Raw genomic sequence first — 19918 nt, 5'->3', positions numbered from 1 at the left:
ATTGTCGAAGTTTGGCTGTTCTTTATGAGTACAGGTGGTATCATGCGCTCCCATCTGAAATGTGAGGGTGTTCCTATGCAAAATAAAGGTGGTAATTCGCACGACGACAACGCGTGTGACATTGGTTTTATCGGTTTAGGGGTAATGGGTAGTAACCTTACCATGAACCTAGTTGATCACGGTTACCGTGTTGCTTGCTTCGACTTAGATCAAAATAAAGTCGAGTCTATCCTCGCTAAAGACGCGAGTGAAAGAGGCGAAAACGCAGAGCCTCGTGTTGAAGGGTGCAGTTCTTACACTGAACTTTTGAGCAAATTAAAAGCCCCACATCTTATCATCATTTCAGTGCCAGCGGGCGATCCTGTCGATCATGTATGCAATCATTTAATCGACGCAGGCATTCACGCAGACGATATAGTCGTTGATACTGGCAACAGTTTATGGACTGACTCTGTCGCACGTGAAGAACAGTACAAAGGTAAATTCATCTTTTTCTCTACTGCGGTATCAGGCGGAGAAGTTGGCGCGCGTTTTGGTCCATCGCTTATGCCATCTGGCAACCCTTATGCATGGACACGTATTGAGCCTGTACTTAAGTCGATAGCGGCAAAAGTAGACCCTCAAACCGGTAAACCACTAGAGAGCCACACTCCTGGACAACCTGTTAAAGAAGGTGAGCCATGTGCCACCTATATTGGTCCTGTGGGCGCGGGTCACTACGTTAAAATGGTACACAATGGCATCGAGTATGCCGATATGCAGCTAATTTGCGAAACCTACCATGTAATGCGCCAAGCCTTACATATGGCGCCAGCTGAGATTGCTGAAGTATTCCGTCGTTGGAATGAAGGTAAGCTTAATAGCTATCTTATGGAAATTAGTGCGGAAGTTTTGGAGCAGCTTGATCCAGAAACACAACAGCCTCTTGTGGATGTTATTTTGGATAGAGCAGGGCAAAAAGGTACCGGCTTGTGGACAGCAGTTAGTGCATTGCAAGTAGGAAGCCCAGCACAAACAATTACATCAGCGGTGTTTGCACGTAGTATTTCTAGCCTCAAAGAAGAGCGTGTAGCTGCTAGTAAAGTGCTTGCAGGCCCAGAAGCACCTGTCCTGAGCGATGAAGAAAAAGTTTCAATTATAAACAAGCTAGAGCAAGCCCTATATTGTTCTAAAATCTGTGCCTATGCTCAAGGCTTCCAATTAATGGCCATGGCAGGCAAAGAACACGGCTGGTCGCTAGAGTTTGGTGAAATTGCTAAGATATGGCGTGCCGGTTGTATTATTCGCGCAGTATTCCTGCAATCAATTTCGCAAGCTTATGAGAATAACGAAGACCTGGCCAACTTATTGATGGACCCCTATTTTGCAGAGCAAATTACTCAGTACCAAGCAGATTGGCGTGAGTCTATTGCTCAAGCTACGTTGGCAGGTGTGCCATGCCCGGCAATGATGTCGGCATTGAGTTATTACGACTCATACCGTACCGCTGTATTACCGGCTAATTTGCTGCAAGGTCAACGTGACTATTTTGGCGCGCATACCTATCAGCGTGTCGATAAGCCAGCAGGTAAGAAGTATCACATTGAGTGGAGTGATCCTGCCAGACCTCAAACGGCTATTAAAAAGTAATCGTATTTTTCAAGTGCGTGAAAGCAATTGCAGATAAAACTCAGTAGCAGTTAACACGCTTTAGTAAATTGAGTAATATCGAGAAGGTGCATTTGGCAACAAATGCACCGTTTTTTAATGATGAAGAGGTAAGCCATGACGGATGATAGACATCAAGATGCACAGTGGGTAAATAAGCTCAGCGATGAAGAGTACCGTGTGTGTCGTGAGGCGGGAACAGAGCGCCCATTTACCGGTGTATTATTAGATGAAACCCGAAGTGGGCGATATTTGTGTAAATGTTGTGAAGCCCCTTTGTTTCCCTCCGATACTAAGTTTGATGCCGGTTGTGGATGGCCTTCATTTTACAAACAGTTAGATGATGGCAACGTGGATTATCGTGAAGATTTAACACACGGTATGCGCAGAGTAGAAATATTCTGTAAACAGTGTGGCTCGCACTTAGGCCATGTATTCCCCGATGGTCCGGCACCTACGGGTCAGCGTTATTGTGTAAACTCTGTATCGATGACGTTTGAGAGTGATAATAGTGAGAAAATTAGGGGCTAGTAGGAATTTGGTGTTAGAAGAATAAGGTAAACATCTGATTAAATAATAGCCGCTTTGTGTTCCCGCTTTCAGAATTAAACAAAAAACCGCCTACAAAAGGCGGTTTTTTCGGTTTTTTATCGTAAAATTTGAAAGTAAATTTCAAAAAGCTACAGCTTTTGCAGTTTCAGTGCCTTAGCATCAAAGGTATTACTGTTTAATGCACTGACAATTTCATCGATGATGCTATCGAGAATATCTACCGGCAAACTGTATTTCTCACCTAATTGCTGGCGCTGCGTTTGCGGTAACGTGTCATCAAATGCTTCAGCGACACCGTACCACACATAGGCCATGCGATAGTTGTCAATATCAAGGCCAATAGACGCCAAGGAATGGTATATGCCAATGTCAATATCATCGCTATCAGTATAAAGGCTTAGCGCTCGATATAGTGTGTCGACAGTGCGCCGTTGATCAGTTTTGATTTGCACAGAAGCAAGTGATACCAACAGTTCAGGATCTTTTACCTGATTGCTCTGAGCGTATTGTTCAAAACGTTTAAATGCTGCCTCGTCGTTGAATCGCGTCCAGTGATAATAGGTAAGATAGGGGTCTGATGATTGTTTGGTTTCGCGACTTAGGCGCTGTATTTCTCGTTGGGCGGTAATAACGCCTTTCAAGCGAGTGGCTTCTTTACCTTTGCGCTTGATGTGTTCAATGTGCTGCGCCTCTTCAATGCACGTTAAATACTCTTCAAATTCCAATAGCAGGGGATATTTATATGCATCGTCTTGGTTGTCTTGGTTGTAGTAACGAAGGCGTATAATTTCGGCGCGTTGAAAGCGGCAGCGAGCATCCAAATTCAAATCCGAACACATTGCACTATGAGCTTCGCAGATTTCGCTGATCGTGGGTTCGAATAAATCACCGCATCCCACTATGGCGAAAAGGGATACAAAACCCAATGAAGTTCCACGCCAGACGTACCTCCAATTTGTTGGAAACTTACTAAATAATACGCCGCTGACTGCGTTTTTTACGGGCATTATGAAACTTATCAACAATTTGGTCATCCTCTCGCATTTATTTAAGATATTGCACGTCACCGTCAGGCGAAACCTCACCTAGTGTACCCTAAAAATAATAAAAAGCTGACGTGAAACTAAAGCGTAATTAATTTTGTTGGGCGTTTTATTTGTGGCGACTAGTCAAAGCGTCATTAACCCAGCAGTTAACCTATATCGATGAAGGCAGAAGCATGAATCAACAGTTTGAGCAGGAATTACAAAGTAGCTGGCAAGAGCGTCAAGAATATGCAGAAATGATGTTGCCCCTTATTGGTAAACTATACCGCAATAAGGCAGTTGAAATTTCAGTCTATGGCCGCTCACTACTTAATGCCAGTGCTATCGATGTGATTAAAGCGCATCGCAAAGTGCGCCTGCACGAAGGGATTAAATTGCGTTTACGTGAGAGTTACCCAATTTTAGAGGTCTTGAGCAACATGCAGCTTGCTCCAGCGCAAATTGATATTGGTAAACTCGCGTTCGATTTTCACTACGGCTCTGCGGTTGACAACACAGACCTTGCGGCCTACCTCAACGAAAAACTAAATGACGTTGCCAACAAAGAGGACGATCAGAAACCTCAGGACGTTGTACTCTATGGTTTTGGCCGCATAGGTCGACTTCTTGCGCGTTTGCTAATTGAACGCCAAGGAAAAAACAACAAACTACGTTTACGCGCAATTGTTGTGCGCGGTGGGCGCGACGGTGACTTAGAGAAGCGCGCAAGCTTGTTACGTCGCGACTCTGTTCACGGCCCATTTAACGGTAGCATCACTATTGACCACGAGCGCAACGCGCTTAAAGCGAATGGTTCGTACATTCAAGTGATTTATGCAAACAGCCCTGACGAAGTTGATTACACTCACTATGGTATTGATAACGCAATTATTATCGACAATACAGGTATTTGGCGTGATCGCGATGGACTAGGTTTACACCTTAAAGCTAAGGGGGCGGCAAAAGCGATTCTTACGGCCCCTGGTAAAGGTGATATCAAAAACATTGTACACGGTGTAAACGATGATGAGGTAACGCCAGAAGATACCATAGTGTCGGCGGCGAGTTGTACAACCAATGCTATTACACCTGTACTTAAAGCACTAGACGAAGAGTATGGCATTGAAAACGGTCACGTAGAGACCGTGCATTCTTACACCAACGATCAAAACCTAATCGATAACTATCACAAAGGCGATCGCCGCGGTCGCAGTGCGCCATTGAACATGGTTATTACCGAAACTGGTGCAGCTAAAGCGGTAGCCAAAGCGTATCCTAAATTAGCCGGTAAGTTAACCGGTAATGCCATTCGTGTACCTACACCGAACGTGTCTTTAGCTATTTTAAACTTGAACTTGAAAACCTCAGTTGATCGCCTTGCTGTTAATGAGTTTTTGCGTGATACGGCGCTGTTCTCAAAGTTACAACACCAAATTGATTACACAGCAAGTAAAGAGATTGTGTCAACAGATCTAGTAGGCTCTCGCGCTGCGTCAGTGGTTGACTCACAAGCGACTATTGCTGCAGATAATCGCCTTACTCTTTACGTATGGTACGACAATGAGTTTGGTTACAGCTGTCAGGTACTTCGCGTAGTAAGAGATATGGCTGGTCTAAGTTTTCCTACACTTCCGTTGTAGAAAAGCGAAATAAGGTCGATGTAAACCATCATCTACTTGTTTAAAAACCGACCCGTGAGGTCGGTTTTTTGCTTCTACTTGAGTGCCCTACGGGGGTTATTTTAACCCAACCGCACTGAGTAAGTTAGTGAGAAAGGTCAGCACGCTCTAACTTAGTGCGGGTAAAATTTGTTCACTAAGTGCCAATAGACACTAATATCCTTAATAAACCGCTTACCGCGCATGGTATTTATAATAGTGTCTATGCTAAATTAGCGCACAAATAATGAGGAAAACGACAGTCTATGCATATTTCCAGTCAATTTGACAGCGGCAACATTGAAGTTGTTAGCGCAGAATCACCAGACGATATACGTCTAGTTATCCCAAAAGACAATCAATCTGAATTTGCTCAGTGGTTTCATTTCCGCCTAGTGGGCGAGGCATTTGTCACACACAGCATGACAATTGAAAATCTTGCGAAATCAGCATACCCAGAAGGGTGGAAAGGCTATAACGTGTTAGCGTCATACGACCGCCAAACATGGTTTAGGATCCCCAGTGAATTTGACGGTGACAACCTGACGTTCTCACTAACCTTAGAACAGCCAAGTGTGTTTTTTGCTTATTTCATTCCTTATAGCTACGAGCGTCATCTTGACCTTGTTCACGACGCGCAAATGTCATTGCTTTGCGAACATCGCTTCTTAGGTTTGACGTTAGATGGTCGCGATATGTCTTTGCTTGTAATTGGTGAAGAAACACCGGAAAAGAAAAAGGTATGGATTACAGCTCGCCAGCATCCTGGTGAAACCATGGCTGAGTGGTGTGCAGAAGGCCTAATTTATCGCTTGTTAGATGAACAAGATGGCTTGGCGCGACAGTTGCTTGATAACGCGGTGTTCTATGTTGTACCAAACATGAACCCAGATGGCAGTGCACGTGGTCACCTGAGAACAAACGCTGTAGGCACTAACTTAAACCGTGAATGGGCAACACCTAGTGCAGAAAAGAGCCCAGAAGTGCTCTATGTATTAAACGCAATGACTGAGATTGGTGTAGATATGTACTTGGATTTGCACGGTGATGAGGCATTGCCGTACAACTTTGTTGCAGGAAGTGAAGGTATTCCTAGTTACGATGCCAACATGAAAGCACTTGAAGATACGTTTAAAAATGCACTGTTAAATGCTACACCTGAATTTCAAGATACCTATGGCTACGATAAAGACGAGCCAGGCAAAGCAAACCTTACTGTTGCGTCAAACGCCGTTGGTGAGAAATTCAAATGTATGGCTTACACGGTAGAAATGCCGTTCAAAGACAATGCTGACGTGCCTGATGATATTTATGGTTGGTCAGTGCAGCGCAGTCGTCAATTAGGTGAAGATTTATTGATTGCCGTCAACGCTGTAGTGAAGAAGCTACACGGCTAACAACAGAAATAGGAAGTGTTTAACTTCCGAAAAAAGGCCTCGAAGTATTGAGGCCTTTTTGTAAACAATACAATCACAATAAATAATTAATCATAATAAAAAAGGGGAAGTACCTTGGAAGGGTTATACGGTTTTCTAACGATGTTAGACAGCTTTCTAGGAGGCGCGTTTTGGTTTCCTTATGTGCTGTTGGGCGTAGGCTTGTTTTTCACTATTTATCTCAAGTTTCCACAAATTCGCTTTTTCAAGCATGCGTGGCAAGTAGTAACCGGTAAGTTTGACAAAGAAAGCGACCCTGGTGATACCACTCATTTTCGCGCGTTAACAACGGCACTGTCGGGCACGGTAGGTACAGGTAACATATCAGGTGTTGCATTCGCAATATTCTTAGGTGGTCCTGCGGCGCTTTTCTGGATGTGGGTTACAGCATTCTTAGGTATGACAACAAAATTTGTTGAAGTGACCTTATCGCATAAATACCGTGTTAAAACGGAAGACGGCACCATGGCCGGTGGACCTATGTATTACATGGATCGTCGACTAAACATGAAATGGTTAGCAGTAGCCTTTGCTATTGCAACTGTTGTGAGTTCGTTCGGTACGGGTAACCTGCCACAAAGTAACGGTATTGCACAAAGCATCGAGGCCACGTTTGGTTTTGAACCTTGGATGGTAGGCAGTGTGCTAGGTATTTTACTTGCCTTGGTAATATTGGGCGGAATTCAACGTATCGCTGCGTTTACTGCGCGTGTTGTTCCCGTTATGGCGGTAATATACTTAATTGGTGCATTGGCGGTAATTTTTGCCAATTTAGAAAACATAGGTCCGTCATTTACCGCTGTTATTGGCGATGCATTTACTGGCTCTGCTGCGGCTGGAGGCTTCTTGGGTGCATCATTAGCTTATGCCTTTAACCGAGGCGTAAACCGCGGTTTGTTCTCAAATGAAGCGGGGCAGGGTTCAGCGCCTATTGCTCACGCAGCAGCGAAAACCAAAGAGCCTGCTTCAGAAGGTATGGTGTCTTTACTTGAACCGTTCATCGACACCATTTTGATTTGTACCGTGACTGGTTTGGTGATCTTGTCATCTGGTGTGTGGAAAGAAAAGCATCAAAATGTCTTCGACCGTTCGGATATGTTTTTCGTTGCAGGACAGTATGATGATGCTAAACAAGACGATGTAAATAAACTATACGGTTATTTAAATGACATAGAAGGTAATGAGGTTGAACCTTATACCGGTTCTATTACAGTGGTAAATGGTACTGCGGTAAGCGACGGGTTCACGCTACTAAACGCTCGCTCTGTTGCTGAAGATGTTAAGTACTCTGTGGGTAGTGAAGATTTATTTACGGGTACCCTAAAAATTGAAAATGGTAAGCCAATTAAAGACAATCTAGAGGTGAGCGGAAAGTCATTGGTTCACTCAGCAGCGTTGACAACTATTGCGTTTACACGCGGCTTCTTTGGCGATTTTGGTCAGTATATAGTGTCCATTGGTCTTATGTTGTTCGCATTCTCAACGGCCATCGCCTGGTCGTATTATGGTGATCGCGCCATGACATATCTGCTTGGTCCCCGTTCGGTAATGCCATATCGCGTTATTTATGTCGCTGGTTTTGTATGGGCTGCGTTTTCAGATACCACGCTAGTATGGGCATTGTCTGCGGTAGCTATTGTCGTTATGACCCTACCTAACTTGTTCGGTATTATGATGCTTAGTAAAGAAATGAAAGAGACGGTTAACGATTACTGGTCTCGTCAGAAAAACGGTAAATAAGCGTTTATATTGATAAATAGGTAAATGCAACTTTCTATTTTAGTTAAATGTATTTACCGTCAAGGATGCGTGTGAAGGTGTATCGAGAGAACATACCTTTCACGCATTTTTTATTGCAATTATCGAGTTCGACTTCATTGTTGTAATGAACTTCAGTATGATACCTCTCCGCGTAAAAGCGTCGAACACATTGCGTGTTTGTCGTTAATCATTCGCACCCAAAAAAACAGGAGCAACGTATGGCATTAGTTGACTGTCCTTCGTGTAATAAGAAAACGTCTGACAAGGCGAAAACGTGTCCTCATTGTGAATTTAGAATTGGTGATGCAACATCAGAAGACATTGAGCGCAAGCAAAGTTTGCAACGTTTCCAAAAATTACAAAGTATCCAAAATCAGTCGTTGGTGGCCATGTTGATCTTTGTAGCGAGTTTTGGGTTTATGTACTGGGGCGGAACACGCCCAGGTGATCTACAACACAATTTAGCAATATTAGGCGCAGTGGCTGGTTTTGTTTGGTACTTAGTCAACCGTGCGCGAATTGTTTATATAAAGCGTTTTTCCTAAATGAATATAGAAGCACTTCTATCCAGCATGACGCCAGAGATTTATGCGCGTCTTAGCGATGCCGTAGAAACGGGAAAATGGCCTGACGGGACGCCATTAAATGAAGAGCAAAAAGCTAGCTGTATGCAGGCTGTGATGCTTTATCAAGCCAAAGTTGCCAAGTCATCAGAACATATGACAGTAGGCGAGAGTGGTGAAATTGTTCACAAGAGTAAAGCTGACTTCAAACGCGCTTTACAAGATACCCCCGATGATAAAAATACTATAGCGCGGTTTAAACAGGATGATATTTAGTCGATTATTTTCGCCTTCACACACGAGTCAAAAGCCAGAAAAACGTTTACAGGCAATTGAAAGCTTGTCACCCGAAAAGGCACAAGAGAAATCTATTCTTCACGAACTTGCATTTAATGATGATGACGTGAATGTGAGTATTGCAGCGCTTGAAAAGCTCAATATTTTTGCACTGTGGCTCAAAATGTCACAAATTGCTAAGTCACCTAAAATTAAGAAAATTGCTGACAAAAAAGTTAACGACGCTCTACTTTCTCGAAATGGGGTTGTGCTAAGTAATAGTGAAAAAGCCGCATTCTTGACAGAAACGGCTAATGCAGAGTTGATTACGCAAATTGTAGAGCAAGATACAAGTTTGCTCAATGACGACGGGTTAGCGCAAACACTAATTGGCAAAGTCGATAAGCCTTCTTTCACTCAATTTGTTTTTAACAACAGTGAGAGCAACGCGTTGAAACAAAAGCTGATAGCTGACGAGTCAGACATCAATGCATTGCAGAAATTGGCGAAAAAAGTTGACGATGTAGCGTTGAAAAGCGCAATTGAGACACGTATTGACGCACTTAACCTTGCCGCACAAAAGCCACTTGAACTGAAGAAACAACTTACGTTAAGCCTTTCTAAATACCAAGCCTTGCTGGAAAAAGGGGATGTTGAAGAGGTTGTAGAACGTCAGGTAAAACTTGAGAACGAGCTGTCAGCACTGTTTGCTGAGTCTGCATGTCTAGGCGGTGACGAGAAGCTGGCATTCGAAGAAAAATATAACCGTATATCAGAGCAAGTTGCTCGATATGTATCCCGTATAAAACCCGCGTGGGAAGCGAAGCAAAAAGAAGCTGAGTTGACCAATACCAAAGCCTTGTGTGAGCAACAACTTTCCCATGCGTCTGGGCAGGTTGATTGGCTATTTAATAACAAGCTTTGCGATGCAACGTTAGCGGATGTAGCAACAGTCAATGAAAGTGTTAGAGGTGTAGAAGCCACCATTGAGCAAATTGAACGCTTAGGCGTTGACAGTAAAGGCGACAAACGGTTAGGTGAAATCAAGCATCTTGTTTCAACGCTCAATGATAAATTGGAACGATTTTCACTGCAGCAGCAATATGGTCAAAAACTTTCTATACATCTACAAAGCTTAGAAGAGCTTGCTGACAAGTATGTTCAATGTACACCTGAAGATATGTCTGATGTACGCGAACAATTTGAACAAGCCAAGCACACTTATTTTGGCTTGAGTTCTGAACTTGTACGCTTGCCTAAAGATTTTGCCGCCAGACAAAAATCTGCGGTAAAAAAGGTCAGTGCTTTTGAGCGCAATATTAGCGCTCAGCGCAACGAAGAACTGAAGCAATTTAGAAAGCAGATGACTGTAGTGGATAACTTAATTGCTCAAGGTAAATTTCGCGCGGCAATGAGTAAATTCCAGAAGCTACAAGAAAACTATGAATCGCTAAGTGAAGACGCGCAGCGTGGTGTTGAGAGACGCTATCAGAAGACGAAAGAGGATGTTTCTAGGCTTGAAGGTTGGCAAAGCTATTTAGCTGCGCCGCGTAAACCTGCTCTTATTGAGGAAGCGCAGAAACTAGCTGACAGTGACGTGGACAATATCAAAGCACGCAGTGAAGCGATTAAGTATTTACGTAAGCAGTGGATATCCCTTTCATCTGTAACTTCTGAAGCAGGTGAAGATACTGCGTTACAATCTGCGTTTGACGAAGCTTTAGAGCGGGCGTTCGAGCCTTGTCGTGCATATTATGCCGAGCTAGATACTAAACGTTTGGAAGCGCGTAAAGTACGTGAAGCGCTTATCGAATCAGTTAAAGCGCTTGATGATGCAATGCCTGAAGCTGAACTTGCGAAGGCCTGTGATAAGTTGTCTAAGCAATGGCACGGTGCAGGTCAAGTAGAACGAGAAATCTACGAAGCGCTGAGAGATGAGTGGAAACAGGCATTAACACCACTTCAACAAAAAGTGACGCATTGGCAAAATGAAAACCAAGTGCAAAAACGTGCTCTTGTACAAAGTGCCAAAGCACTTGCTGAATTAGACGATACCACAGGTGCTGCAGATAGTGCGCAGGCGTTACAAGCAAAGTGGAAGCTCATAGGACACGCCGGAAAGCGAGAAGAAAGTAAGTTGTGGGCTGAGTTTAAGGCTGCGAATGATACGGTGTTTGAGAAACTAAAAGCTGATCGCAAAGCCCAGAATAATGCACTAAATCAAGAGGTCGATACGCTGCTCGCCAAGATAGCAAAGCTTGACGAGAATGCGAGTGACAGTGAACTTGCATCGTTAACTGGAGAGGTTACAGAACGCTTGCAAAGCTTACCTAAGAGTTTGAAAGGTAAAGTAGAACGTCAATTGACTGCTTTGGAAAATAAACGTCACGCCAAACAGCGAGATGTGAGAGTACAAAATATGCGTAGTCGTGCGCAAGCACTCATAACATTACTCCAGTCACAAAACAGTGCGTCTAGTGAAGATAATGCAGAGCTGAAAGAGGCATTAGGCAGACGCTGGGTGAGTGTGCTGGAAGCGCAAAAGGATAATGGTGCACAAACCCGTGACAGACAATGGTTAACCGTAGCGTTAGAAGTAAGTTTGGACATGCCAAGTCCTGACGCCGATGCTTCAATACGTTCAAGTGTTCAACTTCAAATGATGACAGCAAAACTAGAACAAGGTGAGTCTACTTCTGCTGCAGAAATATTGTCTGATTGGCTAGCACTTGGTGAAGTGGATGAAGCAGAAAAAGGCTTGATGCAACGTGTAGTTAGTGTGCTGGATACCCATCCAGAGGTACTGGCGTAAATGGAAAATAGCGTAGAATTTCGGTTCGAGTCAGAGATGGCTGCATATCGCTTTTTAAACACAGTTAAGCACTTAGATGCGGAAGCATTAAAAGTAAAGTTTGGCCGAAGCGATCACCACGTAAGTGTGAAATATCGTTACATATTAGGGGCTTTTGATTCCACTTTGGCTACGCTTGACGACCTTGCCCGCGATTTAGGTGGCGAAGAGGTGTAATGCTCATTAGTGCATGATCAACTGAAGCTGAATTGGCTAAAACACAAAAGCCAGTCAAATTTGACTGGCTTTTGTTTGTCGATTGACTAGCAATCTTGATCTTTAGCATCAACGCCTTCTTTAACATCCTCACAGGCATCTTCAACTGCATTACCTGCATCTGTAATGATTTCGTCAAGCTCTTCACCTGCATCTTCCGCTTCACCGTCACCACACGCGGCAAGTGATAGGGCAAATGCTGACGCTAATACTACCTTTGCTAAATTTTTAAATGAAAACATATCCTTACTCCTTTTCTCTAATAAATTAAACTATTGCTTATGCTCTTGGCGCTCGACCTCTCAGCGCGTTAGCAATGAGAGAAATAACCAGTAGTGCTATAAATACAAAAAACAAAAACTGCGCAATTCCTGTCGCTGCACCGGCAATGCCACCAAAACCAAAAACTGCAGCAATAATGGCTATAATGAAAAATGTTACTGCCCAACCTAACATAACTAACTCCTCATATTGCTTCCGTTACTTTCACATATACTTATGCGAGCACTATGCCTAATTTTTTAAGTTATTGTTAATAATGGTTAATTTATGTTTTTGTTAGTTTTTTAAGGTAGGGGATGAGCGTTAATCACTAGCAGTGTTACACGCGTTTTTGCATTTTTTACACACCGCGTTATCGAAGTGGCTCAATACCTTCAATTGTAAAGCGCTAGAGGCTGGCAATTACCACTAAATAGTGTTTTGATGAGACGACATATAAGAAGTATAAGGAGTATGTCTTATGGCAAACACTCATTCTGCATTTATAGGTTTAATGCAAAGAGCAAGAAACGTAAAACGCTGGCCTTTGATGGCACAATTCCAAGAAGAAATGTTATCGACACATATTTATGAAGCGTCTTTTGTTGCCCATATGCTTGGTGCGATTGCCTGTGATGTGTATGGCGAGGCTATTGATCCCGACCGCGTAGCCGCCATGGCCATCTTTCACGAAGGCAGTGAAATCGCCGGTATGAGTGATATCCCTAGCCCGGTTAAATATCATGATCCCGAAACCACTGCTGCCATAAAAAAACTTGGAACGGCGCTTCGAAACCATGCTTATAAAAACCCTGCCTGAAGCATTACAGGCAAGGTATACCCCTCTAATTGAGCAAAATAAAGATGACGACCATGTTACGCTAGCAAAAGCCGCCGATGTGCTGTGTGCCTATTTGAAGTGCGACTACGAGCTGTCTAAATCAAATTCTGAATTTTCAAATGCTATGCAGGAAATGGAAATACAACTCAAGCGCTATCGAGAAAAAATCCCTGCTGTAGATTATTTTTGCTTGGTATTTTTAGAGGATGCGAAAGGAACCCTCGATGAGCAAACTAAGGATTTGGAGTGGATTGAGCGCGCCAATACACTGCACTTAGAGAGTAGCGACCAATAAACAATCCACGTAGGAGTTTGGCTCACTGTGAGAGGGGAGACTCCTATGCGGATTGGTATAAAGTTAGACGTTTAGTTCGCTTTCTCAGATGTTGGAGACTGGGATAATATTTCTGTCACTGAAAGTGCGTTTTTACCCAGTGCAACTTTCTCTTTCGCCATTTTTACCGTAATAGTGAGATAAATGTCATTAATTTGAGTTTTAACAATATCATTGCTTGCGGGGACCGCCATAGGCTGCGCCACTTCCTCACAACCTGACATTGTGCACTGCTGGTCTGTTTTGAACGTTGGCGGTTTATCGTTACTGACAACAACCTCACGGGCCATTACTGCTTTTCTTTCCACATCAGTTTTTTCTATCTCAAGAAAAGTGAAATTGTTATTACTGGCAATTTCGGCCGCATGGTACACAGCGTATTGCTGGATAGTATCGGCCGGTGTCTTATCGGTCGCCTTAAAAAGCACCTGATAGCGGTTTGTATCCAGTTTTTTACTTGAATACCCATAGCCGTCTTTTACTGCAGCTTTATAGTTTGTTGGCGCCGCAACAGGGGTCGATGAACACGCACTCAGTATTAAACTTGTTACAAACACTAAACACGTCGCCTTTATCCACTTGGTTAACAATTTTGCACATGGGTTTTTAGTCATAGTAGTTTCCTTGATTCATAGCCGTGCTTGTGAAAAACGCGCTAGTTAGCATCTAATACAGCAGCGAGATCTTCTTTGCTGACAGGTTTTAGAAGCGCATGGTCAATGCCAATTGTTCGCATTAAGTCAGGGTTTGCTTCATGCCCGCTTACAATAGTGATTTCTGCACGTGGTTGTCTTGCTTTTAACGCTTTCGCTAAATCATATCCCTTGTAATCAGGTAAGGTGAGATCCATCAAAATATGATTGAATTCATCGAGTTCGGTAGCCTTTATTGCATCTTCACCACAATGTTCAATATGAACCGTATGTCCAAAGTGACATAAAAAAAGCTGTAATAACTGTGCTGAATCCTCATCGTCTTCAACGACTAAAATATGTTTTTTCGTCGTGTTATTCGATTCTTTATGGCTATCGCTTTTTCTATCGTTAACCTTTGAATAGTGCTCGCCTAATTCACTGCCTGAGTGACTTACTCGGGTGGTGATACCTTGGGGAAGCTTCTCTGATGAAGAGGAGTGGCTTGCTAGAAAGCGCGTTAACACTTTTGCGAGGGCAAGGCGGTCGATGGGTTTTTCAATGACATCGTTAAAGCCATCACGCAATAGCGATGCTTTCAGTCCCTTCCTGCTTGCGGCAGTAACTGCGACGACCGGTATTTTACTGCCATGTCGGCGTATACCTTGTAACGCTTCTAACCCATTCATTACGGGCATGTGAATATCCATTAAAATCAAGTCGAATGGTTGGTGACGCTCTTCAGATTCAAGTGCTGCCTCAAGTGCCTTTACACCGTTCTCTGCATAGCTTACTTCAGCACCGGACTGACTAACTAAATGACCAGTTAATCGTCGAATTTCCCGTAAATCATCTACAACCAGTACTTTTCCACCTACATCAATTTTTGTGCTTCTAGATTCAATAGACATCGTTTGGTTTAGCGATAGCTCAACGTAGTGCTGTTTGGTAATGTCTCCAGGGTTGATATCAAAAGTAAAAGTACTACCAGCGCCAAGGGTTGATGTTACGTTAATGTCACCACCTAATTTTCCCACTAACTCCTTACAAATAGCCAAGCCAAGGCCTGCGCCGCCGTGATTAGCGCGCATTACATCTTCAATTTGTTCGAAAGGTTTAAAGATATTTTTCAACTTGTCTGCGGGCATGCCTATACCTGTGTCTTCTACGGTAAAGCGCAAGGCAGGAGAATGGTTTTTACGTTCAAATTGCTCAACGAACAGCGTAATGCTGCCGGTGTCAGTAAATTTTATTGCATTTGAGATTAAGTTGAGTAGAACCTGTCGTAAGCGTGTTGGGTCGGTTTGAATAAATTCAGGAATGGGCGTTCGAGCGACAAGGTGAAGGCTAAGACCTTTGTCCTTTACATCCAGGCGCATTAACGAATTAATATCTATTAAGAAAGCTGATAGGTTGACTTCTTTTATATTAAGCTCAAGTTTTTCAGCCATTATCCGCGACATATCCAGCAAATCATTCAGTAAGCTCAATAAGTGTTTTCCATTGGAATGGATAATTGAAAGCTCTTGCTGGTAAGGGTTACTTTGCACATCATCTAGCAGAAGTTCGGTATAACCAAGAATAGAGGTTAACGGCGTTCTAAGCTCATGACCAAGATGGGCTAAGAATTTGTCTTTCGCCTTATTTTTTGTTCGACCTTGCTGCGTTCTAGCTTTTCGTTCTCTATGTCACGCCTAACCATAGCGTAACGGATGGTACGCATGAAACGAGGCGTTTCAATTTCAGATTTTTGCAAGTAATCTGCCGCACCGGCACGCATGACCAACTCATCAACCCTAGCATCGGATTGACCCGTTAATATAACAACGGGTAAGTTAATTTGATTTGCTTTGAGTACGCCTAAGACATCGATAGCGTTCTCTGAACCTAGCAGGTAGTCGAGCAGGCACAAATCGAAACGGTTTGCTTTTAACGCTTCTACAGCGCTCCCACTGTTAGTAACCCACGTCAGTTCAAATGTCGGTGACTCACATTGAGCTAGATAATCAGAAGTTAAGAAGTAATCATCTTCATCATCTTCAACCAATAATATTTTAATAACTTCTGTCATCCAATACTCCGCTATTCCTGAGGCAATTCGACAAACTCAATCCAGTAACGTCCCAATGCCCGCATTAGCTCAACTAACCCCTCAAAGTTAACCGGCTTGGTAATATAGGAAGCGCAGCCTAAATCGTATCCTCGCAACATGTCTTCTTCTTCTTTCGACGTGGTTAGAATAACAACGGGAATACTGCGTAATTTAGGGTCGGCTTTTAGCTCTTGTAGGGCTTCACGGCCGTCCTTTCTTGGCATATTTAAATCTAACAAAATCAAGCTAGGACGGGGTGCACTCTCAGGATCGGTATACTTACCTTCATGGCGAAGATACTCTAAAAGCTCAACCCCATCTTCAACGCAAAATAAATTATTTAGTACACGGCTTTCTTTTAACGCGTCTATGGTAAGCAGGCGATCGTCTTCGTCGTCGTCAGCCATCAAAATAGTAATTGGCTGCATTAGTTTACGCGTCATGCTGTGTATCTCCGATAGTGTTGTTGGTGCTAAATGGCACACTGTTTTTAGGTATTATTATTGTAAATGTCGTACCGACATCTGGTGTACTTTGAGCGTCAATATAACCATTGTGTCGCTCTACGATACGTCGGCAAACAGCAAGGCCTATACCTGTTCCTTTGTATTCACTTCTGCCGTGAAGACGTTGAAAGGGGGCAAAGATCTTTTCTGCGAATGTTTGTTCAAACCCAATGCCATTGTCCTGTATTGTTATCTTTATCCACTCGTAGTCGTCAACCTGTAATATATCTTTGAGGTCATTATCATCGGGTGTGGTCAAAGCGATATTAATGAGAGGAGTTACACCTTCTCGTTGAAATTTGAGTGCGTTGGACAATAAGTTAAGAAATAGTTGCTCTAATTGAGACTTATCACCGCGAATGGTGAGCATAGGATCCACATTGACTTGTGCTGATTTTTCATCAATCGCTATCTCTAAATCGTCAATAACACTATTAATTACAAGGTTTAAGTCAACGTCACTGAAGTCTTTTCCCCGTGTTGAGACTCGCGAGAAGGCCAGTAGATCAGATATCAACATCGACATTCGCTCAGCAGCATTGAGCATCCTGTTGAGGAAATCTCTGCCTCTATCGTCTATGACATCAGCATAGCCAGATTCAAGTCGGTTTCCGAATGCGCGTATCTTTCTCAAGGGTTCTTGCAAATCATGCGACGCCACAAAGGCGAAGTCTTCCAGTTCCCGGTTACTTCTGGAAAGCTCATCAGAATACAAACTGAGTTCTTGCGTTCGTTCGGCTATACGAGATTCCAAGTCTTCATTGATATCTTCTAGCTCAAGTAAATGTTTTTCGTGTTCTTTCGCGTTTATCTTCAACAATAAGAAAATTGTGATGATGAGTAAAAGGGTAGTGGTGGATGAAATAATAAGGGTATTAACGGAGTCGCGACGAAGACGCATCAAATTCGCTAAATGCGTTCCTTGCATAACGCGCTCAGATTCATCTATTTCTTTAAATTGTGTTTCAAAATCACTGTAAAGCGCAATGCCTTTGTTGGCGTTTACATGGGCAATTGCTTCGTCGTAACGGTCTGCTTTGGCAAGCTCTACGGCTTTGATCATTTCATTGAGCTTTAACTTCGTCAGAGCCAGCAGTCGCTTGATTCTATCTGACTGTTTTTCGATATCGGAAGAGTAGGCACTGACTTCTACCTCTTCCATTACTTCGTTTATTCTATTTAAGGTTTCAGTGTAGTCAGTTAAGTAGCGTTCATCATGGGTGAGCAAAAAACCCCGTTTGCCAGACTCAACGCGAAGTACGGCTACATGTAAGCTATTTACTGCATTAATGACACGATTGGTCGTAAATAGTCGAGCTTCTAGTGCTGAAAGGTCATTCAATGTTGTAACGACATAAAATGAATTTGCAGCCATAACAACAATGACAAAAATGACTATTGATATCCAACTGTAGAGCGATGACATTACTGTACGTATCATACTAAGTGTCCGACGAAGCTTTATGCATTTGGGCGGTTAAATCACTTAAAATATGACTGCAGTCTTTGGCACTGGCAATGATCTTGTCAAGTGCCGTTAAGGCTTGCTGCGCGGGAATATCACCATTTAGCGCCATTTTAACCAGTTCTGCTTGCATTGTTATTCGATTTAAAGGCTTACGTGCATCATGAACAAAAACATTGAGCATGGCACTTTCATTTTCTGTCATGTTATTTTTTTCCTCGCCTAACTTAACTTTAAAAAAACAGTAGTAGCGACTATTACGCATTATTCGTCTTTGCTGATATCACCATAGGCGTGAAGGCGGTTGTAGAGAGTTTTAGTACTTATCCCTAACATCTCAGCTGCCATTGTTTTATTACCATTAACCTTATCCAAGGTAGCGTAAATGAGCTCTTTCTCCACATCTTCAATGGTTCTGCCCGCTTGTAACGCTGGGGTTGTACTTTGCTTTTGAGCAAAGGGCGATTCAATGGTTTTTGGCAGTTCAATTTGACTGCTTTCAGGATCGCTCATTATTGCAGCGCGGTGACAAAAGTGCCTCAACTCTCGCACATTACCTGGCCAATCGTAAGCTTGTAGGGTGTCTAACTGCGCATCTTCCCAGTTAAACTGCGTACCATTTTCTTTGTTGAATTCATCTATAAACGTTTTTGCCAGTAATGAGATGTCTTCTTTACGCTCACGAAGCGGGGGAATGGTTATTGGAAAAACAGCAAGGCGAAAATAGATATCCTCACGCAGGACTTTGCTTTGGGCAATTTCTTCCATGGTGCGATTGGTTGCAGACACCACACGGCAATTTACGGGAATAGTTTTCGTGCCGCCCACGCGAATTACCACTTTATTTTCTAATACTCGCAGTAAGTTAGGTTGCATATCAATTGGCATCTCAGTGATTTCATCGAGAAACAAAGTACCACCTTCTGCTTGCTCGAAAACACCTTCCTTGCGACCTATTGCCCCTGTGAATGCGCCTTTCTCATGACCAAATAATTCACTGCCTATGAGCTCTTTAGAAAATGCGCCGCAGTTTGTTGCAATGTAAGCGCCTTCGCTTTCTGACGCCTTGTGAATAGCCGCAGCAACCACTTCTTTTCCTACACCACTTTCACCTAATAGCATGACATTGGCACTGGTTTTACTGACTCTGGAAATCAGTTTGTACAGTTCTTTCATCGCCTCAGATTCGCCAATTAGCAAATCAAAGTGACGTTCAATTTTCTCAACTTTAGGCGCTGTTTTTTTGCTTTTACGGCTCAGTACGTCTTCAATTTCTTCCCGTTGAATTGGCTTAACAAGATAATCGATATTAGGGCCACACAAGTCTTTTATTACCCCCTTAATAGAAGGGTGACCTGTGATGAGCGTGACCCGTGGAGGTTTAGGAAGAGAATCTAACTCATTAAAAAGGTGGGCGCCGCTACCATCGGGTAACATAAAGTCGAGTAGTATATGATCGAAGGTTTCTTTTTGTAGCCAACTTCTGGCTTCTTCCAAATTTCCTGCCGTTAGAACTTCATGACCTAAAAATTCAATAATGGTACAGGCAACATCAGTAAATTCAGTATCGTCATCGACCAATAGTACAGTTAGCACGCGGTTGTCCTTTTTGTTATAAATCTTATTGTAATGTTTGCGAGTGCAATTTTAATGCCTTGCAGATGACCGACCAAAATATGTTTGTTGGCCGCAGAATGTAAGGGGTATCTCAAATGTAAGCTTACACTGTCACATGTTTAGCGATAATTTGATAGGACAATTTTTCCCACTCGCTTGAAAAATTTACTCATGCTGCCTTCATG

At 43.0% G+C, this 19918-nt stretch carries 19 protein-coding genes and 1 pseudogene; 11 read left to right on the top strand and 9 right to left on the bottom strand.

Annotated features, from left to right (window positions below; genetic code table 11):
* Window positions 1-75: 75 nt before the first annotated feature.
* Window positions 76-1629: an NADP-dependent phosphogluconate dehydrogenase gene (gene gndA, locus EYR97_RS06300; RefSeq protein ID WP_131092958.1), complete on the top strand. Its 1554-nt coding sequence runs from the start codon at window positions 76-78 to the stop codon at window positions 1627-1629.
* Between the two features lie 135 nt (window positions 1630-1764).
* The gene (gene msrB, locus EYR97_RS06295) at window positions 1765-2178 is read left to right on the top strand and encodes a peptide-methionine (R)-S-oxide reductase MsrB (RefSeq protein ID WP_131092957.1); all 414 of its coding nucleotides are present in this window, start codon (window positions 1765-1767) and stop codon (window positions 2176-2178) included.
* Between the two features lie 149 nt (window positions 2179-2327).
* Here msrB and EYR97_RS06290 read toward each other — a convergent pair whose 3' ends face one another.
* Window positions 2328-3125 carry a DUF2989 domain-containing protein gene (locus EYR97_RS06290; protein WP_242634925.1) on the bottom strand — a complete coding sequence of 266 codons (798 nt, stop codon included), beginning with the start codon at window positions 3123-3125 and terminating at the stop codon, window positions 2328-2330.
* Window positions 3126-3418: 293 nt separating this feature from the next.
* Between EYR97_RS06290 and EYR97_RS06285 the strand changes: the two genes are divergently transcribed.
* The 7 genes from EYR97_RS06285 to EYR97_RS06255 all read left to right on the top strand — a co-directional run bounded on the left by EYR97_RS06285 (window position 3419) and on the right by EYR97_RS06255 (window position 11946).
* Complete coding sequence (locus EYR97_RS06285) at window positions 3419-4864, top strand: glyceraldehyde-3-phosphate dehydrogenase (RefSeq protein WP_131093169.1); 1446 nt, start codon at window positions 3419-3421, stop codon at window positions 4862-4864.
* 284 nt (window positions 4865-5148) lie between these two features.
* Window positions 5149-6279, top strand: a complete 1131-nt coding sequence (locus EYR97_RS06280) for a M14-type cytosolic carboxypeptidase (RefSeq protein WP_131092956.1) — start codon at window positions 5149-5151, stop codon at window positions 6277-6279.
* A 114-nt stretch (window positions 6280-6393) separates the two neighbouring features.
* Window positions 6394-8058: a sodium:alanine symporter family protein gene (locus EYR97_RS06275; protein WP_131092955.1), complete on the top strand. Its 1665-nt coding sequence runs from the start codon at window positions 6394-6396 to the stop codon at window positions 8056-8058.
* A gap of 239 nt (window positions 8059-8297) precedes the next feature.
* A complete protein-coding gene (locus tag EYR97_RS06270) occupies window positions 8298-8624 on the top strand; it encodes a hypothetical protein (protein WP_131092954.1) in 327 nt (108 codons plus the stop codon).
* Window positions 8625-8918, top strand: a complete 294-nt coding sequence (locus tag EYR97_RS06265; RefSeq protein ID WP_131092953.1) for a YeaC family protein — start codon at window positions 8625-8627, stop codon at window positions 8916-8918.
* Complete coding sequence (locus tag EYR97_RS06260) at window positions 8908-11730, top strand: DUF349 domain-containing protein (RefSeq protein ID WP_131092952.1); 2823 nt, start codon at window positions 8908-8910, stop codon at window positions 11728-11730. Before EYR97_RS06265 ends, EYR97_RS06260 begins: the two co-directional genes overlap by 11 nt.
* Window positions 11731-11946: a hypothetical protein gene (locus EYR97_RS06255; RefSeq protein WP_131092951.1), complete on the top strand. Its 216-nt coding sequence runs from the start codon at window positions 11731-11733 to the stop codon at window positions 11944-11946.
* Window positions 11947-12032: 86 nt separating this feature from the next.
* Here the strand turns inward: EYR97_RS06255 and EYR97_RS06250 are convergent, their stop codons facing one another.
* Window positions 12033-12227, bottom strand: a complete 195-nt coding sequence (locus EYR97_RS06250; protein WP_131092950.1) for a hypothetical protein — start codon at window positions 12225-12227, stop codon at window positions 12033-12035.
* Between the two features lie 37 nt (window positions 12228-12264).
* Window positions 12265-12441: a DUF1328 domain-containing protein gene (locus EYR97_RS06245; RefSeq protein ID WP_131092949.1), complete on the bottom strand. Its 177-nt coding sequence runs from the start codon at window positions 12439-12441 to the stop codon at window positions 12265-12267.
* A 286-nt stretch (window positions 12442-12727) separates the two neighbouring features.
* Between EYR97_RS06245 and EYR97_RS22240 the strand changes: the two genes are divergently transcribed.
* Together EYR97_RS22240 and EYR97_RS22235 are read left to right on the top strand one after the other, a co-directional pair.
* Window positions 12728-13066, top strand: a complete 339-nt coding sequence (locus EYR97_RS22240; protein WP_242634924.1) for a YfbR-like 5'-deoxynucleotidase — start codon at window positions 12728-12730, stop codon at window positions 13064-13066.
* Window positions 13044-13382 carry a YfbR-like 5'-deoxynucleotidase gene (locus tag EYR97_RS22235; protein WP_242634923.1) on the top strand — a complete coding sequence of 113 codons (339 nt, stop codon included), beginning with the start codon at window positions 13044-13046 and terminating at the stop codon, window positions 13380-13382. The genes EYR97_RS22240 and EYR97_RS22235 overlap by 23 nt, the downstream gene beginning before the upstream one ends.
* A 71-nt stretch (window positions 13383-13453) precedes the next feature.
* Here EYR97_RS22235 and EYR97_RS06235 read toward each other — a convergent pair whose 3' ends face one another.
* The 6 genes and pseudogenes from EYR97_RS06235 to EYR97_RS06210 all read right to left on the bottom strand — a co-directional run bounded on the left by EYR97_RS06235 (window position 13454) and on the right by EYR97_RS06210 (window position 19712).
* On the bottom strand, window positions 13454-14035 hold the full coding sequence (locus tag EYR97_RS06235; RefSeq protein WP_131092948.1) for a CC0125/CC1285 family lipoprotein: 582 nt from the start codon (window positions 14033-14035) through the stop codon (window positions 13454-13456).
* Between the two features lie 41 nt (window positions 14036-14076).
* Window positions 14077-16124, bottom strand: a pseudogene (locus EYR97_RS06230) (response regulator).
* An 11-nt stretch (window positions 16125-16135) separates the two neighbouring features.
* On the bottom strand, window positions 16136-16588 hold the full coding sequence (locus tag EYR97_RS06225; RefSeq protein WP_131092947.1) for a response regulator: 453 nt from the start codon (window positions 16586-16588) through the stop codon (window positions 16136-16138).
* Window positions 16578-18092, bottom strand: coding sequence for an ATP-binding protein (locus EYR97_RS06220; protein ID WP_131092946.1), 1515 nt, complete (start codon window positions 18090-18092; stop codon window positions 16578-16580). Before EYR97_RS06220 ends, EYR97_RS06225 begins: the two co-directional genes overlap by 11 nt.
* A gap of 1 nt (window position 18093) precedes the next feature.
* Window positions 18094-18321, bottom strand: coding sequence for a hypothetical protein (locus EYR97_RS06215; RefSeq protein ID WP_131092945.1), 228 nt, complete (start codon window positions 18319-18321; stop codon window positions 18094-18096).
* Between the two features lie 59 nt (window positions 18322-18380).
* On the bottom strand, window positions 18381-19712 hold the full coding sequence (locus EYR97_RS06210) for a sigma-54 dependent transcriptional regulator (RefSeq protein ID WP_131092944.1): 1332 nt from the start codon (window positions 19710-19712) through the stop codon (window positions 18381-18383).
* Window positions 19713-19918: the final 206 nt, after the last annotated feature.

The sequence above is a fragment of the Alteromonas sp. KUL42 genome (genome assembly GCF_006538325.1).
In the GTDB taxonomy this organism is placed as follows: domain Bacteria; phylum Pseudomonadota; class Gammaproteobacteria; order Enterobacterales; family Alteromonadaceae; genus Alteromonas.
The sequence above is the reverse complement of the archived record's forward strand: the minus strand, read 5'-3'. Positions and strand labels throughout refer to the sequence as shown.

Excerpts from the sequence above, each read along its gene's own strand:
- EYR97_RS06260 (WP_131092952.1), top strand. The coding sequence starts at position 8,908 with ATGATATTTAGTCGATTATTTTCGCCTTCACACACGAGTCAAAAGCCA.
- EYR97_RS22240 (WP_242634924.1), top strand. The coding sequence starts at position 12,728 with ATGGCAAACACTCATTCTGCATTTATAGGTTTAATGCAAAGAGCAAGA.
- EYR97_RS06265 (WP_131092953.1), top strand. The coding sequence starts at position 8,625 with ATGAATATAGAAGCACTTCTATCCAGCATGACGCCAGAGATTTATGCG.
- EYR97_RS06245 (WP_131092949.1), bottom strand. The coding sequence starts at position 12,441 with ATGTTAGGTTGGGCAGTAACATTTTTCATTATAGCCATTATTGCTGCA.
- EYR97_RS06235 (WP_131092948.1), bottom strand. The coding sequence starts at position 14,035 with ATGACTAAAAACCCATGTGCAAAATTGTTAACCAAGTGGATAAAGGCG.
- EYR97_RS06270 (WP_131092954.1), top strand. The coding sequence starts at position 8,298 with ATGGCATTAGTTGACTGTCCTTCGTGTAATAAGAAAACGTCTGACAAG.
- EYR97_RS06285 (WP_131093169.1), top strand. The coding sequence starts at position 3,419 with ATGAATCAACAGTTTGAGCAGGAATTACAAAGTAGCTGGCAAGAGCGT.
- EYR97_RS06215 (WP_131092945.1), bottom strand. The coding sequence starts at position 18,321 with ATGACAGAAAATGAAAGTGCCATGCTCAATGTTTTTGTTCATGATGCA.
- EYR97_RS06250 (WP_131092950.1), bottom strand. The coding sequence starts at position 12,227 with ATGTTTTCATTTAAAAATTTAGCAAAGGTAGTATTAGCGTCAGCATTT.
- EYR97_RS06255 (WP_131092951.1), top strand. The coding sequence starts at position 11,731 with ATGGAAAATAGCGTAGAATTTCGGTTCGAGTCAGAGATGGCTGCATAT.
- EYR97_RS06225 (WP_131092947.1), bottom strand. The coding sequence starts at position 16,588 with ATGACGCGTAAACTAATGCAGCCAATTACTATTTTGATGGCTGACGAC.
- EYR97_RS22235 (WP_242634923.1), top strand. The coding sequence starts at position 13,044 with ATGCTTATAAAAACCCTGCCTGAAGCATTACAGGCAAGGTATACCCCT.
- EYR97_RS06220 (WP_131092946.1), bottom strand. The coding sequence starts at position 18,092 with ATGATACGTACAGTAATGTCATCGCTCTACAGTTGGATATCAATAGTC.
- msrB (WP_131092957.1), top strand. The coding sequence starts at position 1,765 with ATGACGGATGATAGACATCAAGATGCACAGTGGGTAAATAAGCTCAGC.
- gndA (WP_131092958.1), top strand. The coding sequence starts at position 76 with ATGCAAAATAAAGGTGGTAATTCGCACGACGACAACGCGTGTGACATT.
- EYR97_RS06280 (WP_131092956.1), top strand. The coding sequence starts at position 5,149 with ATGCATATTTCCAGTCAATTTGACAGCGGCAACATTGAAGTTGTTAGC.